The organism is Nonomuraea cavernae (assembly GCF_040655715.1).
Lineage (GTDB): Bacteria > Actinomycetota > Actinomycetes > Streptosporangiales > Streptosporangiaceae > Nonomuraea > Nonomuraea cavernae_A.
The window spans coordinates 12716-29076 of record NZ_JBFAKL010000006.1 but is presented as its reverse complement, the minus strand read 5'-3'; the positions used below and the strand labels follow the sequence as shown (position 1 = coordinate 29076).

Annotated in this window: 18 protein-coding genes; 14 read left to right on the top strand and 4 right to left on the bottom strand. The window is 69.7% G+C overall.

The features are described from left to right. The first annotated feature begins 15 nt into the window (after positions 1-15). Positions 16-645, top strand: a complete 630-nt coding sequence (locus AB0I38_RS10505) for a hypothetical protein (protein WP_358465254.1) — start codon at positions 16-18, stop codon at positions 643-645. Between the two features lie 68 nt (positions 646-713). Here the strand turns inward: AB0I38_RS10505 and fdhD are convergent, their stop codons facing one another. Next, on the bottom strand, positions 714-1553 hold the full coding sequence (gene fdhD / locus AB0I38_RS10500; RefSeq protein ID WP_358465251.1) for a formate dehydrogenase accessory sulfurtransferase FdhD: 840 nt from the start codon (positions 1551-1553) through the stop codon (positions 714-716). Further along, a complete protein-coding gene (locus AB0I38_RS10495) occupies positions 1550-3751 on the bottom strand; it encodes an FdhF/YdeP family oxidoreductase (protein WP_358465248.1) in 2202 nt (733 codons plus the stop codon). Before AB0I38_RS10495 ends, fdhD begins: the two co-directional genes overlap by 4 nt. Positions 3752-3869: 118 nt before the next feature. Between AB0I38_RS10495 and AB0I38_RS10490 the strand changes: the two genes are divergently transcribed. From AB0I38_RS10490 to AB0I38_RS10450, 9 genes are all read left to right on the top strand, one after another. Beyond that, on the top strand, positions 3870-4706 hold the full coding sequence (locus AB0I38_RS10490; protein ID WP_358465245.1) for a biotin--[acetyl-CoA-carboxylase] ligase: 837 nt from the start codon (positions 3870-3872) through the stop codon (positions 4704-4706). A gap of 33 nt (positions 4707-4739) precedes the next feature. Then, positions 4740-5252: a PH domain-containing protein gene (locus AB0I38_RS10485; protein WP_358465242.1), complete on the top strand. Its 513-nt coding sequence runs from the start codon at positions 4740-4742 to the stop codon at positions 5250-5252. 20 nt (positions 5253-5272) lie between these two features. Further along, entirely contained in the window at positions 5273-6256 is a 984-nt protein-coding gene (locus tag AB0I38_RS10480) for an adenylate/guanylate cyclase domain-containing protein (RefSeq protein WP_358465240.1), read from the top strand. A 15-nt stretch (positions 6257-6271) separates the two neighbouring features. Beyond that, positions 6272-7357: an S-(hydroxymethyl)mycothiol dehydrogenase gene (locus AB0I38_RS10475; protein WP_358465237.1), complete on the top strand. Its 1086-nt coding sequence runs from the start codon at positions 6272-6274 to the stop codon at positions 7355-7357. Further along, positions 7358-7978: an MBL fold metallo-hydrolase gene (locus AB0I38_RS10470; RefSeq protein WP_358465234.1), complete on the top strand. Its 621-nt coding sequence runs from the start codon at positions 7358-7360 to the stop codon at positions 7976-7978. A 23-nt stretch (positions 7979-8001) separates the two neighbouring features. Beyond that, positions 8002-8277 carry a (2Fe-2S)-binding protein gene (locus tag AB0I38_RS10465; RefSeq protein ID WP_358465231.1) on the top strand — a complete coding sequence of 92 codons (276 nt, stop codon included), beginning with the start codon at positions 8002-8004 and terminating at the stop codon, positions 8275-8277. Positions 8278-8295: 18 nt separating this feature from the next. Beyond that, positions 8296-8790, top strand: a complete 495-nt coding sequence (gene bfr, locus AB0I38_RS10460; RefSeq protein WP_358465228.1) for a bacterioferritin — start codon at positions 8296-8298, stop codon at positions 8788-8790. A gap of 339 nt (positions 8791-9129) precedes the next feature. Next, on the top strand, positions 9130-9798 hold the full coding sequence (locus AB0I38_RS10455) for a response regulator transcription factor (RefSeq protein ID WP_043620820.1): 669 nt from the start codon (positions 9130-9132) through the stop codon (positions 9796-9798). 3 nt (positions 9799-9801) lie between these two features. After that, the gene (locus AB0I38_RS10450; RefSeq protein WP_358465225.1) at positions 9802-11079 is read left to right on the top strand and encodes an ATP-binding protein; all 1278 of its coding nucleotides are present in this window, start codon (positions 9802-9804) and stop codon (positions 11077-11079) included. Here AB0I38_RS10450 and AB0I38_RS10445 read toward each other — a convergent pair. Then, complete coding sequence (locus AB0I38_RS10445) at positions 11063-11542, bottom strand: GtrA family protein (RefSeq protein ID WP_358465222.1); 480 nt, start codon at positions 11540-11542, stop codon at positions 11063-11065. The two genes, AB0I38_RS10450 and AB0I38_RS10445, sit on opposite strands and share 17 nt — an antisense overlap. Before the next feature lie 178 nt (positions 11543-11720). Between AB0I38_RS10445 and AB0I38_RS10440 the strand changes: the two genes are divergently transcribed. Further along, a complete protein-coding gene (locus AB0I38_RS10440; RefSeq protein ID WP_358465219.1) occupies positions 11721-12869 on the top strand; it encodes a 5-(carboxyamino)imidazole ribonucleotide synthase in 1149 nt (382 codons plus the stop codon). 55 nt (positions 12870-12924) lie between these two features. Continuing rightward, complete coding sequence (gene purE / locus AB0I38_RS10435) at positions 12925-13404, top strand: 5-(carboxyamino)imidazole ribonucleotide mutase (protein ID WP_358465955.1); 480 nt, start codon at positions 12925-12927, stop codon at positions 13402-13404. Positions 13405-13457: 53 nt separating this feature from the next. Here purE and AB0I38_RS10430 read toward each other — a convergent pair whose 3' ends face one another. Continuing rightward, positions 13458-14771 carry a UDP-glucose dehydrogenase family protein gene (locus tag AB0I38_RS10430; RefSeq protein ID WP_358465216.1) on the bottom strand — a complete coding sequence of 438 codons (1314 nt, stop codon included), beginning with the start codon at positions 14769-14771 and terminating at the stop codon, positions 13458-13460. A gap of 127 nt (positions 14772-14898) precedes the next feature. Between AB0I38_RS10430 and AB0I38_RS10425 the strand changes: the two genes are divergently transcribed. Continuing rightward, entirely contained in the window at positions 14899-16062 is a 1164-nt protein-coding gene (locus AB0I38_RS10425; RefSeq protein ID WP_358465213.1) for an acyl-CoA dehydrogenase family protein, read from the top strand. 141 nt (positions 16063-16203) lie between these two features. Beyond that, positions 16204-16329, top strand: coding sequence for a hypothetical protein (locus tag AB0I38_RS10420; protein WP_358465210.1), 126 nt, complete (start codon positions 16204-16206; stop codon positions 16327-16329). Positions 16330-16361 lie beyond the last annotated feature (32 nt).

Here is a 16361-nt window from a genome sequence, read left to right as displayed (position 1 = left end):
ACGAAGAGGCCGGTCGTGGTTGTTGCCGGCGAGGACAGGAATGACCGTCTCGCCCTGAGGGTGCTCTTGGAGCACTTCTGCCCAGAAATGCGCGGTCGGCTCGTGGAAATCGGCGACAAGGTAAGGCTTCATCACGCCACCGGCGCCAACCTCACCGCCCGCGCTGAAGTCCTGGCAAGCAAGGTACGTGCCCGGGCCGTACGGGATGACGCCAGCGTGGCGTGCGTTTTCGTACACGAGGACCTCGACCAGGCCGACAGCGATGATTATCCGTTCGTACGTGAACGCGTGCAGAAGGCCCTGGAGTCCGCCCTTGGCCGGGCGCACTATGCGTTGGCCGTCTCGGAGATCGAAGCCTGGCTGCTGCTGTTTCCGGATGCCTTATCAGCCATTGCGGCGACGTGGTCCCTTCCCGCGAAGTGCAAGGGCAAGGACACCGGGCGACTGATCGATCCCAAGAAGGTTCTGATGAACGACGTCAGCCGGGGCGGCCGCCGTTACCGCGAATCCGATGCCCCCGACGTGCTCGAACAGGCCATCAATCTCGGCCTGCTGGCCCGGCCGGTGGGGCGCAACCGATCGTTCGACCAGTTGCGCGCGGACGCGGTCCAGTGCTGCGCGGAACACCTCAAGTCGAACACCTGAATCGGTTCGATCAGGGCGGAACAGGAAGCCGATGATCGACGAGCCGATGACCCTGGCCGGGGAGTTTTTCAGAAGGCGATCCGCTCCTGTCCCGCGTAGACGTTGCACCGCTCCCCGCGCAGGAAGCCGACGAGCGTCATCCCGAAGTCCCTGGCCACGTCGACGGCCAGCGACGAGGGAGCCGACACCGCGCACACCACGCTGACGCCCGCCGCCAGCGCCTTCTGCATGATCTCGTAGCTGGCCCGCCCGCTGACCATGAGCACGTGCCGGTCCAGCGGCAGCACCTCGTTCAGGGCCGACCAGCCGACCAGCTTGTCCAGCGCGTTGTGCCGGCCCACGTCCTCGCGGATCGCCACCAGTTCACCCTCGGCGGTGAACAGCCCCGCCGCGTGCAGCCCGCCGGTCTTGCCGAACACCCCCTGCGCCTTGCGCAGGCTCTCCGGCAGCCCGTACAGGACGTCGGGGGCGAGCTCGACGCCGCCGCGGGGGAGCGGGCGGCAGCGGTCGCGGAGCGCGTCGAGGCTGGCCGAGCCGCAGACGCCGCAGGCGCTCGACGTCAGGAAGTGACGGTCGAGCGCCGGCAGGTCGGGGATCGGGCCGTGCAGCCGCACCGTGACCGTGTTGTGGCGGGCCTCGGGCGGCAGGTCCTCGTCCACGCAGTAGCCGATGGCCGCGATGCCACCCGGTTCGACCAGGCCCTCGCCGTGCAGGAACCCGGCGGCCAGCTCGAAGTCGTGGCCGGGGGTCCGCATGGTGATCGCCACGGTCTTGCGGGCGCCGCCTGGGGCGGTGAGGCGGATCTCCAGTGGCTCCTCGGTGGCCAGGTCGTCGCGGCGCTCGCGGGAGCCGGCGCCCGAGAGCTCCAGGATGCGGACCGGCCTCGTCGGGCCCGGGCGCCCCTTCACAGCCGCCGCACGGTCACGGAGGCGTTGTAGTCGGGAATCTTCGCGTCGGGGGAGCGGCGCGTCTCGTGGAGCAGCACGTTGCCCTCCGGCCAGTGGATCTGCAGGTTGCCGGGCGTCAGCGGCGCCCGCAGCACCCTGCCTCGGTAGGTGCGCTCTCCGGAGCGTAGCTCGACCTCGGCGCCGTCGGGCAGGTCGAGCCGGTCGGCGTCGTACGGGCTCATCAGGACCGCCTCGCGCGTCGCGCCGTTGAAGCCGTCGCGGTGCTCGTGGACCATGCTGTTGAACTGCTTGCCGCGCCGCGTGGCCACGGTGAACGTGCCGTCAGAACGTTCCACGGCGGGCAGCCGGACGGCCGAGAACCTGCCCAGGCCGTCGGATGTCTGGAACCGGCCGCCGGCGAGCAGGTGACGCCCGCCGTACTGCACGTTGTCGCCGAAGGACCGAAGGCCGGCGATGCCCTCGTAGTACGGCACGGCCCGCTCGATCTCCTCGCGGATCTGGGGCGTGCCGGTGAAGCGCACGGCGGCGGCGATCTCGGGGCGGGTGCGGGCGGCCAGCTCGGTGAAGATCTTCCACTCCGGCCACGCCTCACCGATGCGCGGCCCCTCGACCTCCGGCGAGAAGATGATCCGCCGCTCGGTCGAGGTCTCGGTCACTCCGCCGACCATCTCGTAGCGGGTCTGCGCGGGCAGCAGCAGCACGTCGCCGTCGGAGGGCACCAGCATCTGCGACGACAGCACGATGTCGATGTGCACGCGCAGCCCCAGCCGCGACAGCGCCTCGCGGCAGTAGCCGGGGTCGGGCATCACCTCCAGGAAGTTGCCGCCGCTGGAGACCAGCGCGTCGAGCTCGCCCGCGTGGGCCGCGTCGATCATCTCGCCGGCCGTCAGGCCGGGCGTGCCGGGCACCTCGAAGCCCCACAGCTCGGTGAACGCCGCGGTGTTCTCGGCGGTGATGGGCAGCCCGCCCGGCAGGCCCGTGGCGTACGCGCCCATCTCGGCGCCGCCCTGCACCCCGCTGTGCCCGCGGATCGGCATCAGCCCGCAGTGGTCGCGCCCCACGAAGCCGCGCGCCAGCGCCAGATTGACGATCGCCCGTACGTTGTCCTCGCCGTAGGTGTGCTGCGTGATGCCCATCGACCAGACGAGCACCGCCGACTTGGCCTCGCCCAGCAGCCGGGCCAGCCGGAACATCTCCTCGCGCGAGGCGCCCGACAGCGCCTCCAGCTCCTCCCACGACTGCTCCGACACCGTGCGCCGCAGCCGCTCGAACCCGGTGGTGTGCTCGTCGACGAACACCTTGTCCACCCAGTCGTTCTCGATCACATGCTTGAGCACGCCGTTGAGGAACCCGATGTCGCCGCCCACGTTGACGCCGAAGAACTCATCGGTGATCTTCGTCCCGAACACCGCCGACTCCGCGTTGGACGGCACCCAGTACTTGTCCATGCCCGGCTCGCGATAGGCGTTGACCATGGCCACCCGGGTGCCGGCCTTCTTGGCGTGGAAGAGGTACTTCATCGCCACCGGCTGGTTGTTCGACGGGTTGGACCCGATGAAGACGATCAGGTCGGAGCCGATCCAGTCGGTGTAGGAGCAGGTGGTGGCGGCCGCGCCGATCGTCTCCTTGAGCGCCACGGTCGACGGCGAGTGGCAGATGCGGGCCGCGTTGTCGACGTTGTTGGTGCCGAGCGCGCGCACCGCCTTCTGCGCCGCGTAGTAGTTCTCGTTCGGCACGCCCCGGCTGGTCAGGTAGGCGCCGAAGCGCGCGTCGCGCAGCCCGCCGGCCGCCACCCCCAGCGCCTCGTCCCACGAGACGCGGGTGAAGCCCGGCTCGCCCGCGCGCCTCAGCATCGGGTACGGCAGCCGCCCCAGGTCACGAAGCTCCGCGCTCTTTCTGCCGGTCAAGCCCGAGACATCGCGCAGCAGGGAGACGTCGAGCGCCGGCATCGTGTTCAGCGGAAGCAACCGGAGCCTGATGTTGCACAGGTGGATCTCGTCCATCGTCCAGTCGCGCATGCCTCGCGTGCCCAGCGCGCAGCCGTCGCAGGTGCCCTGGTTGAGGATCCGCCACGCGTAACGCCGGTTGCCCTTGACCGACCGGAACGCCTTCGCCAGCTCCAGGTAGTTGTTCGGCTTACGCAGCCCGATACCGAACGGCCGCCACGACGCCCAGTTGCGCGGGTCCAGACGCGCCATGAATCGCTCACCACATTCCGGTTGTTCACGTCTTTCGCCCCCATCTTGCCCGCGGTGCTCGAACGCCCGGACAGCGGCGTCGGTGAAGGGCACCCGATACGTCGGCGAAGATGGAAGGGTGCCCGACTCGCGCTACTCCGACCTCGACCGCCCTCCGCTCTCGGAGGCGGCGCTCAACCGCGCCCTGGTCCGTCCAGGCAGCCTGTGGACCGGGGTGACCGTCGTCGAACGCACCGGCTCCACCAACGCCGACCTCGCCCAGGCCGCCCGCCAGGGCACGGCTGAGGGGGCGGTGCTGGTGGCCGAGACGCAGTTCGCCGGTCGCGGCAGGCTCGGCCGCGCCTGGAGCGCGCCACCGCGTTCGGGCCTGACGGTCTCCGTCCTGCTCAGGCCGGTGCCGCCGGTCGGCACTCTCGGCTGGCTCCCGCTGCTGTTCGGGGTGGCCGCCGCCTCGGCCGTCCGCCGGCTGGCCGAGGTGGACGTACGCCTCAAGTGGCCCAACGACCTGCTGATCGGCGAGCGCAAGCTGGCCGGAGTGCTGGCCGAGCGCTCCGGCAACGCCGTGGTCATCGGCATGGGGCTGAACGTCTCGGTCAGGGCCGACGAGCTGCCCGTACAGAGCGCCACCTCGCTCGCCATCGAGTCCGGCGGGGCCGGGAGCGCGCCCTTCCTCGACCGCGATCCGCTGCTGCGCGCGGTGCTCAGAGAGGTCGAGACGCACTACCGCGACTGGAGCGAGGCCGCCGGCGACGCCGACGCCTGCGGGCTGCGCGCCGCCTACCAGGCGTCGAGCGCCACCATCGGCCGCGAGATCAGGGTGGAGCTGCCCGGCGAGCGCATCCTGAGCGGCACCGCCACCGGCATCGACCACGCCGGTCACCTCCAGGTGACGGCCGGCGGCGAGCGCCACACGCTGAGCGCCGGAGACGTGGTGCACGTTCGCCCCTTGGCGTAGCCGCGGGCGACCCCGAGGTGGCACGATTTGCGCATGACCATCCCGGACCACCATCTGACGCAGGGTGAGCGGCGCATCAGGTCCTTCCATCCCCACTGGAAGCGACTCGTCGTCCCCGCCGTCGCGCTCGTGCTGATCGCCGCCGCCTCGGGCGCGGGACTGTACTTCATCCCGGGTGACTGGGAGTACGCCTTCTTCGCGCGCATCGCCGTAGGCGTCGTCGCGCTGATCCTGCTGACCGTCTGGACGTTCGTCCCCTACCTGCAGTGGAAGAACACCGCCTACGTTCTCACCACCCATCGGTTCACGATCAGCACGGGCGTGCTCAACAAGTCGACCGACGAGATCCCGATGGCCAAGGTCAACACGGTCAGCTCCGACCAGACGTTCGCCGAGCGGCTGCTCGGCTGCGGCACCCTGTCCGTGGAGTCCGCCGGTGACAGGGGTCAGATCGTGCTCCGCGACATCCCCAAGATCCAGGATGTCCGCACCGATCTGTTCCGCCTGCTGGAGGACGCCTCCGACGGCACCATCGACGGCCGCTGACATGACATAGCCTCCACACCGTGGACGCGTCAGAGACCAGGGGCAGGCCGACCGCCGAGGAGATCGACGGTCTGCTCCTCGGCATGCCCGCCCGCTACACGCGCGGCGAGGTCGCCGCGGAGGCGGGCGTCCCGCCCGACCTGACTGAGCGCATCTGGCGGGCCCTCGGGTTCGCCTCGCTCGCGGACGACGCCGTCGCGTTCTCCGACGGCGACGTGGCCGCGCTGCGGCGGGTACGCATGATGCTCGACAGCGAGCTGCTCGACGAGCAGACGGTCATCCGGATGGCCCGCGCGCTCGGCCAGACCACGGCCAGGCTGGCCCAGTGGCAGGCCGAGATCATGATCGGCGCGATGCTGCCGCCGGACGAGGAGCCGTCCGACGCGGACCTGACCCGCATCCTCGACACCACGCGGGAGCTGCTGCCCGGCTTCGAGGAGGTGCTGGGCCACGTCTGGCGCACCCAGCTCGCCGCCGCCGGCACCCGCCTGCTCACGATGGCCGACTCCCAGGCCGAGGCGGTGCCGACCCGCCTGCTGCTGGCGGTGGGCTTCGCCGACCTCGTCTCGTTCACCCGGCGGTCCAGCGAGCTGACCGAGCGGGAGCTGGCCGAGCTGGTCGAGGGGTTCGAGGCCCGCGCCGCCGACGTGGTGGCCGCGCACGGCGCCCGGCTGGTCAAGACGCTCGGCGACGAGGTGCTGTTCACCGCGCCGACCCCGGCCCAGGCCGCGGCGATCGCGCTCGACCTGGTCGAGGCCGACGAGCTGCGCATCGGCATCGCGTACGGGCCGGTGCTGCCCATCCTGGGCGACGTGTTCGGCACCACGGTCAATCTGGCCGCCCGGCTCACCACGATCGCCCGGCCGGGCGCGATCGTCGTCGACACCGGCATGGCCGAGGATCTCGGCGACCGGCCCGAGTTCGAGGTGCGCCGCATCAGGCGCCGATCGGCACGCGGCCTCGGCGTGGTGCAGCCCCACGTCTTGCGGAGATCACCCCACTGACACAAGATGGCTGCCATGCCGTACGAAGTGCAGGGCGTCATCGCCCGAGGTAAAGGCCAGGAAGTGTCAGTCGAGACGGTGATCGTGCCCGATCCCGGACCGGGCGAGGCGGTCGTCTCCGTCCAGGCCTGCGGGGTCTGCCACACCGACCTCCACTACCGCGAGGGCGGCATCGGCGACGACTTCCCGTTCCTGCTCGGGCACGAGGCGGCCGGCGTGGTCGAGGCGGTCGGCGAGGGCGTCACCGAGGTCGAGCCGGGCGACTTCGTGATCCTCAACTGGCGGGCCGTGTGCGGCCAGTGCCGTGCCTGCCTGCGCGGCCGCCCCTGGTACTGCTTCAACACCCACAACGCCGCCCAGAAGATGACGCTGAGCGACGGCACCGAGCTGTCGCCGGCGCTGGGCATCGGCGCGTTCCTGGGCAAGACCCTGGTCGCCGCCGGCCAGTGCACGAAGGTGTCGGCCGACGCCCCCGCCGAGGTGGCCGGGCTGCTCGGCTGCGGCGTCATGGCCGGTCTCGGCGCCGCGCTCAACACCGGCAACGTCACGCGCGGCGACACGGTGGCCGTCATCGGCTGCGGCGGGGTCGGCGACGCGGCCGTGCTCGGCGCCTCCCTGGCCGGCGCGTCGAAGATCATCGCTGTCGACGTCGACGACCGCAAGCTCGCATGGGCACGCGACTTCGGCGCGACCGACACGGTCAACTCGCGCGCCAACGACCCCGTCGAGGCCATCCGCGACCTCACCGGCGGGTTCGGCGCCGACGTGGTCATCGAGGCCGTGGGCCGTCCCGAGACCTACCGGCAGGCCTTCTACGCCCGCGACCTGGCGGGCACGGTCGTGCTGGTCGGCGTGCCGACTCCGGAGATGAAGCTGGAGCTGCCCCTGCTCGACGTGTTCGGCCGCGGCGGCTCGCTCAAGTCCTCCTGGTACGGCGACTGCCTGCCGTCCCGTGACTTCCCGATGCTGATCGACCTGTTCCTGCAGGGCCGGCTCCCGCTCGACAAGTTCGTCACCGAGACGATCGAGCTCGGCCAGGTCGAGGAGGCGTTCGCCAAGATGCACCGCGGCGACGTCCTGCGCTCGGTGGTGATCCTCTAGATGCTCGACAGGGTCATCACCTCGGGAACGTTCACGCTCGACGGCGGCACCTGGGACGTCGACAACAACGTCTGGCTGGTCGGCGACGCCCGCGAGGTCATCGTGATCGACGCCGCGCACGACGCGCGGGCGATCGCCGACCGCGTGGGCGAGCGCACGGTCAAGGCCATCGTCTGCACCCACGCGCACAACGACCACATCAACGCCGCCGCCGAGCTCGCCGACCTCACCGGCGCGCCGATCCGGCTGCACCCCGCCGACCAGGTGCTGTGGGAGCAGGTGTACGACGACACGGTCCCCTACCTGCCGCTGAGCGACGGCGAGAAGATCGAGGTCGGCGGGATCGCGCTGGAGGTGCTGCACACCCCGGGCCACGCGCCGGGCGCGGTCTGCCTGTACGCCCCCGAGTCCGGCACGGTGTTCAGCGGCGACACGCTGTTCAAGGGCGGCCCCGGCGCGACCGGCCGGTCCCACTCCTCGTTCGAGCAGATCATCGAGTCGATCCGGGCGCGGTTGCTGGTGCTGCCCGGCGAGACCGTGGTGCACACCGGCCACGGCGACTCCACCACGATCAGGGCCGAGGCCCCGCATCTTGAGGAGTGGATCGCCCGAGGTCACTGAAGTCTTCCGAGGGAGCGCGACCTATGTGGCGCAGGTCACATAGGCAAGCCTTACCGAATTGGGTTATCTTAGGCATGCCTAACCTTTGTTGGGCGTTCCGTCGCTTGAGAGGCTCCCTCGGGATGTACGTCTGCGTCTGTCGTGCCGTGACTGAGAACGATGTGCACGACTGCATCGCGTCAGGCGCCCGGAGCGCGCGCCAGGTTCGCGACACCACGGGCGCTGGTGGGGACTGTGCGACTTGTGTCCGGAAGATCTGTGCAATCCTGAAGCGGTCTGAAGAACTGACGACCGCTTAAACGCAGGGGGCCCGTTCCATGCAGGGCGACAAGCAGATCATTGAGCTGCTCAACGAGCAGTTGACCGCTGAGCTGACCGCGATCAACCAGTACTTCCTGCACGCCAAGATGCAGGAAAACTGGGGCTACACCAAGCTGGCAAAGCACACCCGCGACGAGTCGTTCGACGAGATGCGCCACGCCGAGCGCCTCACCGACCGCATCCTCTTCCTGGAGGGGCTGCCCAACTACCAGCGACTCGGCACGCTGCACATCGGGCAGACGGTCGAGGAGCAGCTGAGAGCCGATCTCGACGTCGAGCTGTCGGTGGTGCGGCGGTTGCGGCCGGCCATCGCGCTGATGCGGGAGAAGGGCGACATCACCTCGGCCCGGATCTTCGAGGAGATCCTGGCCGACGAGGAAGAGCACATCGACTACCTGGAGACCGAGCTCGGCCTCATCCAGGCGCTGGGTGAGCAGCTCTACCTCGCCCGCTACGCGGACACGTCGGCCAAGGAATTCCTGGACGCCTAGGTCCCTCAGGACTGACAGGCGACACTCACGACACGCGACGCGCCCGCCGGACTGCCTCCGGCGGGCGCCCGTGTTTCCGGGGGCAAGGCGTTCGGCCGCAAGCCGTTCCACCGCGCGTCATTTCCGTGCGAAACCCTCCGACGCGACACGCCGGACGGCGCATGGGTTTCTTTGGACCCGCCAGAGTCGAGTTTCGCCTTTCATCCCGGCAATCACGGTAATTTAAGCCGGACTAACTGATGTTTATCATCGTTTGCCCAGGTCAATGGATAGGTCAACGACGAGTCAAACCGTGCGCTGTACCCGGGAAACGATCGCCTAAGGTCCTACGATCGCTTCATGACCTGCGTACTTCTCGCCGAGGATGACACCTCGATTTCCGAGCCGCTCGCGCGCGCGCTGCGCCGTGAGGGCTATCAGGTTGAGGTGAGCCCCGACGGCCCGCAGGCCCTCGAAAGGGCTCTGTCGGGGGGCATCGACCTCATCGTTCTCGACCTCGGTCTGCCAGAAATGGACGGCTTGGAGGTCGCTCGCCGGATCCGCGCCGAAGGGCACGGCACTCCGGTTCTCATACTCACCGCCCGCGTCGACGAGGTTGACACGGTCGTCGGTCTCGACGCCGGCGCGGACGACTACGTCACCAAGCCCTTCCGGCTGGCCGAGCTGCTCGCCCGCGTACGCGCGCTGCTGCGGCGCGGCACGTCGGAGACCCCGGTCGTGCAGGGCGTCCGCATCGACGCCGACTCCAGGCGCGCCTGGATGGGGGAGAAGGAGCTGCATCTCACGACCAAGGAGTTCGACCTGCTCCGCGTGCTGGTCCGTGACGCGGGCAAGGTGGTGACCCGGGAGCAGATCATGCGCGAGGTGTGGGACACCAACTGGTGGGGTTCCACCAAGACACTCGACATGCACATCTCCTGGCTGCGCCGCAAACTCGGCGACGACGCCGCGAAACCGCGCTACATCACCACGGTCCGGGGAGTCGGCTTCAGGTTCGAACGCGAGTAGGGGATGCGCCGCCGCCTGCTCTCCTCAACCCTGGTCGTCGCGGTCATCGCGGTCCTGTTGCTGGGGGTCCCCCTGGGCATCGTGGTCAGCCGCCTGATCGTCGACGAGGCGGCTCAGGAGCTCAGGGCGGAGGCGACACGCCTGGTGGGGGAAGTCGAGTACGCCCGCATCCAGGAGACGCCGCTGGACCCTCAGCAGCTCGAACAGAAATATCCAGGCCGCTACATCCAGATCTACGAACGCGCGAACCCTCCCAAGGCGACCATCGTCGGCACCTCGCCGCCGACCGGCCGGCAGATGGCCGAGGACGCCCAGTCCGAGAACGGCATCTACGTCCGGGTCAGTCGCGACAGGGCCCAGGTCGAGCAGGACGTCCGCGCACGCCTGCTGCTGATCGTGGCCCTGGCCGGCGCGGCGCTCGCCGTGGCGGTGGGGCTGGCCATCGTGCAGTCACGCCGCCTGACGCTGCCCTTGCAGGACCTGGCGAAGATCGCCGAACGGCTCGGCTCCGGTGACGCCCGGCCGAGCCGCCACCGCTACGGCATCCCCGAGCTCGACCGGGTGGCAGAGGTCCTCGACCGTAGCGCCACCCGCATCTCCGATCTGCTCACCCGCGAACGCGAGTTCGCCACCGACGCCTCCCACCAGCTGCGCACCCCGTTGACCGGGCTGACCATGCGCCTGGAGGAGATCGTCGCGGCCGCCGAGGAGCCCGACATCGTCCGCGAGGAGGGCGAGGCGGCCATCGTGCAGGCCGAGCGGCTCACCGCGGTGATCGACGAGCTGCTCGCCGCGGCCCGCCGCCAGCGCCACGCCCAAGCCGAGCCCGTCCGCATCGACGAGGTCATCGACCAGCAGGTCATCGAATGGGAGCCGGTCTTCCGGGGAGTGGGCCGCCACCTGGTGCTCCAGGGCACCCGAGACCTGAAAGCACTGGCCACCACGGGCGGATTCGGCCAGGTCATCGCCACCCTGCTGGAAAACTCCGTCCGCCACGGCGGCGGCACGGTCACCATCACCACGACGAGCGGCGACAACTACATCGTGATCGAGGTGGCCGACGAGGGGCCCGGCATCTCCGACGACATCGCGCCCAAGATCTTCGAGCGCAACATCAGCGGTGGCGGCGGCACCGGCCTGGGGCTGACGCTCGCCCGCGCGCTGGCCGCCGCCGACGGCGGCCGTCTCGAACTCGTCCGCCGCCGCCCCGCCACGTTCGCGATCTTCCTGCGTCCCGCCGAGCAGAACGAACGGACGCGGGTCGTCAGCGGTCCTGCCTGATCTCGGTGTCGGGGAGCTCGACCGGGATGGGCTCGGTCGCCTCCAGGAACACCCACTTCTTGTACGACCAGAAGCGGAACAACGTGCCGAGACCGACGCCCACGATGTTGGCCACGTTGAGGCTGAGCAGGTCGTCCAGGTGCAGGGTGTATTTGGTGAAACCGATCACCAGCAGCCCGAACAGCAGGGCGATGCCGTTGAGCAGGAAGAACAGGAAGTATTCGCGGCCCAGGCCGCTCTGCTCCCGGTGCCTGAACGTCCAGAACCGGTTGCCCAGGTAGGCGAAGGTGGCCGCGATGACCGTGGCCAGCACCTTGGACGTCATGGGGCCTATGTCGAGCCCCAGGAACACGTTGTACATGCCCGTGTCGACGACGAATGCCACGATGCCGATCAGGCCGAACTTGGTCAGCTCATGCAGCAGGGCCGAGAACCGCTGGTAGAGGGGCCTTATGAAGTCCACGTCTCCGGGTCGGTCCTTCCTGTCCATGGTGCATATGGGGCATGACCTACCCAGGGTACTGGCCACTATCGCACCCGAGGGCAAGCCCGGTGAGATCGCCCCCAACGGCCGCGACCTGTGCCGCTGAACAGGGACGCGACGGATGAGAAGGCATTTCGCCCCGGTAAGCTGACAAGCCGTGAGTTCATACAGCCCCATCGGGCCGGTCGTCGGCGTGGTCGGCGCCGGCCAACTGGCCAGGATGACGCAGCAGCCCGCCATAGCGCTCGGCGTCGAGTTGCGGGTGCTCGCCGCCGCTCCCGGCGAGAGCGCCGCCCGAGTGATCGTCGACACCCGGATCGGCGACTACCGTGACCTCGCCGACCTGCGCGCGTTCGCCCAGGGCTGCGACGTGATCACGTTCGACCACGAACACGTGCCGACCGAGCACATCAGGGCGCTGGCCGCCGACGGCGTCGCGGTGCGTCCCGGCGCCGACGCGCTGGTCCACGCCCAGGACAAGGCGCTCATGCGCGAGCGACTGACCTCCTTCGGCGCCCCCTGCCCCGCCTGGGCCCGGGTGTCCGGGGTCGAGGACGTCACCCGCTTCGCCGCCGAGCACGGCTGGCCGGTGGTGCTGAAGACGATCCGGGGCGGCTACGACGGCCGCGGCGTGTGGGTCTGCCACTCGGCCGCCGACGCCGAGGCCGCCTTCGCGTCGGGCGTGCCGCTGCTGGCCGAGGCGTTCGTGCCGTTCGAGCGGGAGCTGGCCGTGCTGGTCGCCCGCTCACCCCACGGACAGGGCGTCAGCTACCCGGTCGTGGAGACCGTGCAGCGTGACGGCATCTGCGTCGAGGTGCTCGCGCCCGCGCCCGGCCTCGACCCGGAGGACGCCGCGCAGGCCCAGCGCATCGCGCTGGAGATCGCCCACGAGCTCGGCGTGACAGGGCTGCTGGCGGTGGAGATGTTCCAGACGGCCGGCGGGATGGTGGTCAACGAGCTGGCCATGCGGCCGCACAACAGCGGCCACTGGACGATCGAGGGCGCCGGCACCTCGCAGTTCGAGCAGCACCTGCGGGCGGTGCTCGACCTGCCGCTCGGCTCGCCGGCGATGACCGCGCCCGTCGTCGTGATGGTCAACCTGCTCGGCGGCGACGACCCCGACCTGTTCAAGCGCTACGAACACGTGATGGCCCACGACCCGGGCGTCAAACTGCACTTCTACGGCAAGGAGGTGCGGCCGGGCCGCAAGATCGGCCACGTGACCGCCCTCGGCGACGACCTCGAGACCGTACGCGCCCGTGCCCGGCACGCCGCCGTCTACCTGACCACCGGAGAATACTCGTGACGATCCCGACCCCCGCTCCGGCGGCCAAGGAGGCGGCGTGACCATCGGCATCGTGATGGGCAGCGACTCCGACTGGCCCGTGATGAAGGCGGCGGCCGAGGCCGTGGCCGAGTTCGGCGTGCCGTTCGAGGCCGACGTGGTCTCGGCGCACCGGATGCCGCTCGAAATGATCGAGTACGGCCGGCAGGCCGCGTCCCGGGGCATCAAGGTGATCATCGCCGGGGCCGGAGGCGCGGCGCACCTGCCCGGGATGCTGGCCTCGGTGACCCCGCTGCCCGTCATCGGGGTGCCGGTGCCGCTCAAGTACCTCGACGGGATGGACTCCCTGCTGTCGATCGTGCAGATGCCGGCCGGGGTGCCGGTGGCGACCGTGGCGGTGGGCGGGGCGCGCAACGCGGGGCTGCTGGCCGTACGGATCCTGGGGGTCTCCGACGAGGGGCTGCGCCAGCGCATGGCGGACTTCCAGGAGGACCTGAAGGCCCAGGCCCACGCCAAGGGCGAGCGGCTCCGCGCGGAGGCGGCGAGCCTGGACTGACGCCCTGGGCGTGTTCGGCTGGGGATTACGGGGGGTTGGTCACGGGGGGTTGGTTACGGGCGGCCGAGGGCGCGGTAGTGCCAGCCGGCGGAGCGCCAGGTCTCGGCGTTGAGCGCGTTGCGGCCGTCGACGATCTTTCGGGTGGCGACGGCCTGGCCCAGCTCCTCGGGGTCGAGCTCGACGAACTCGGGCCACTCCGTGAGCAGCAGCACGACGTTCGCGCCACGGACCGCGTCCAGCGCCGAGCCGCCGTAGTGGAGCTCGGGGTGCGCCTTGCGGGCGTTGTCGAGCGCGATCGGGTCGTAGACCGTGACCTGCCCGCCCTGGTTCCCTATGGTGACCGCCACGTCGAGCGCGGGGGAGTCGCGTATGTCGTCGGAGTTGGGCTTGAACGCCGCTCCGAGGACGCCCACCGTACAGCCCTGGAAGGAGCCGCCGGCCAGCTCGCGCGCCAGGTCGACCATGCGGGCGCGGCGGCGCATGTTGATCGCGTCCACCTCGCGCAGGAACGTCAGCGCCTGGTCGGCGCCCAGCTCGCCCGCGCGCGCCATGAACGCCCTGATGTCCTTGGGCAGGCAGCCGCCGCCGAACCCGAGCCCGGCGTTGAGAAACCGGCCGCCGATGCGGTCGTCGTAGGACAGGGCCTCCGACAGCTGCTTGACGTCGGCGTGCGCGGCCTCGCAGACCTCGGCCATGGCGTTGATGAAGGAGATCTTGGTGGCCAGGAAGGCGTTGGCCGCGGTCTTGACCAGCTCGGCGGTCGCGAAGTCGGTGACCACGATCGGCACCTCGCCCAGCGGCTGGTACACCTCCCGCAGCACCTTCTCCGCCCGCTCCGACCGGACCCCGATCACGATGCGGTCGGGATTGAGGGTGTCCTTCACGGCGTAGCCCTCGCGGAGGAACTCGGGGTTCCAGGCCAGCTCGGTCTCGACGCCGTCCGGGGCGAGCCGGGCGAGTTTGTCGGCGAGGCGGCCCGCGGTGCCGACGGGCACGGTCGACTTGCCGACCACCAGGCACTCACGGTCGAGGTGCGGGGCCAGCGACTCGATCGCGGCGTCCATGTACGAGACGTCGGCGGCGTACTCGCCCTGCTTCTGCGGGGTGCCGACGCAGACGAAGTGCACGTCGCCGAACGCGCCCACTTCCTCGTACGAGGTGGTGAAGCGGAGGCGGCCGGAGTCGAGGCCGCGACGCAGCACGGCTTCGAGGCCGGGCTCGTGGATCGGCAGCTCACCGCTGTTGAGGCGGCGGATCTTGTCGGCGTCGATGTCGAGGCCCAGGACGTCGAATCCGAGATCCGCCATGCACGCCGCGTGTGTGATGCCCAGATAACCGGTCCCGATCACCGTGAGGCGATATGGCACGAGTGAGCTCCTTTCGATCGCCAGGGCATGCTACCGGGCCCCCGCTATACCGTTCTGTGCCACCTGGCGTTTTGGGCAAACCGTACCGAGTGGTAGCAAGATGCTCGGACGTCCTAGTATCTGGGGTATGGACTTTCCTCTGTACGCACCTGCTGAGGAGCATGATCTGCTCCGTGAGACGGTCAGGGCGCTGGCCGACGAGAAGATCGCCCCGCATGCGGCGGCGGCGGACGAGACCGGGGAGTTTCCCTGGGAGGTCTACAAGGCCCTGGTGGCCTCCGACCTGCACGCGGTGCACGTGCCGGAGGTGTACGGAGGTGCGGGTGCGGACGCGCTGGCCGCGGTGATCGTGATCGAGGAGGTGGCGCGGGCGTGCGCGTCGTCGTCGCTGATCCCGGCGGTCAACAAGCTGGGCACGGTGCCGCTGCTGCTGTCGGCGTCGGAGGAGGTCAAGCGGCGTTACCTGGAGCCGGTCGCGCGGGGCGAGGCGATGTTCTCGTACGCGCTGTCGGAGCCGGAGGCGGGCTCGGACGCCGCCGCGATGAAGACCCGCGCGGTGCGCGACGGCGATGACTACGTGCTCAACGGCGTCAAGATGTGGATCACCAACGCCGGGGTGTCGGACTACTACACGCTGATGGCCGTCACCGACCCGGCCGCCGGGGCGCGGGGCATCTCGGCGTTCGTGGTGGAGAAGGCCGACCCGGGGGTGTCGTTCGGGCCCAAGGAGCGCAAGCTGGGCATCAAGGGCTCCCCGACCCGCCAGGTGATCCTGCAGGACGTACGGATCCCGGCCTGGCGGATGATCGGCGAGCCGGGCACCGGGTTCAAGACCGCGCTGGCCACCCTCGACCACACGCGGGTCACGATCGCCGCCCAGGCGCTGGGCATCGCGCAGGGCGCGCTCGACTACGCGATCGGCTACGTCAAGGAGCGCCGCCAGTTCGGCAAGCCGGTCGCCGACTTCCAGGGCGTGCAGTTCATGCTGGCCGACATGGCGATGAAGCTGGAGGCGGCCCGCCAGCTCACCTACCATGCCGCGGCCAAGTCCGAACTGGCCATGCACGGCAAGCCGCAGAAGGACCTGACGTTCCTGTCCAGCGCGGCCAAGTGCGCCGCCTCGGACGCCGCCATGGACATCACCACCGACGCCGTCCAGTTGCTCGGCGGCTACGGCTACACCCAGGACTTCCCGGTCGAACGCATGATGCGCGACGCCAAGATCACCCAGATCTACGAGGGCACCAACCAGATCCAGCGCATGGTCATGGCCCGGCAGCTTCTCAAATAGGTCTATGGCCTGCAGAAACCCGGGGCTGAGCGCGTGCGGTCCCGGGTTTTCGTGTACCAGTCAAGCGGTATGAAGGGCGCTGTTCCGTCGCTGTTCCGTGATCACTGGGCAAGAGGCCCGTGAGGTGTCATGATCGCAGCCGTGGACACTGACGGCTTCTGGGAGCTGGTGGAGCGTTCGGCCCTCGAGACCGACACCCGGCAAGCGTGGAACAGCCGGTTGTCGATCACCTGCCTGGCACGCTCATGTGAGCCCGGCATCATGTGAGCGTGGACACGCAGGGTGAAGCCAGGATCGGC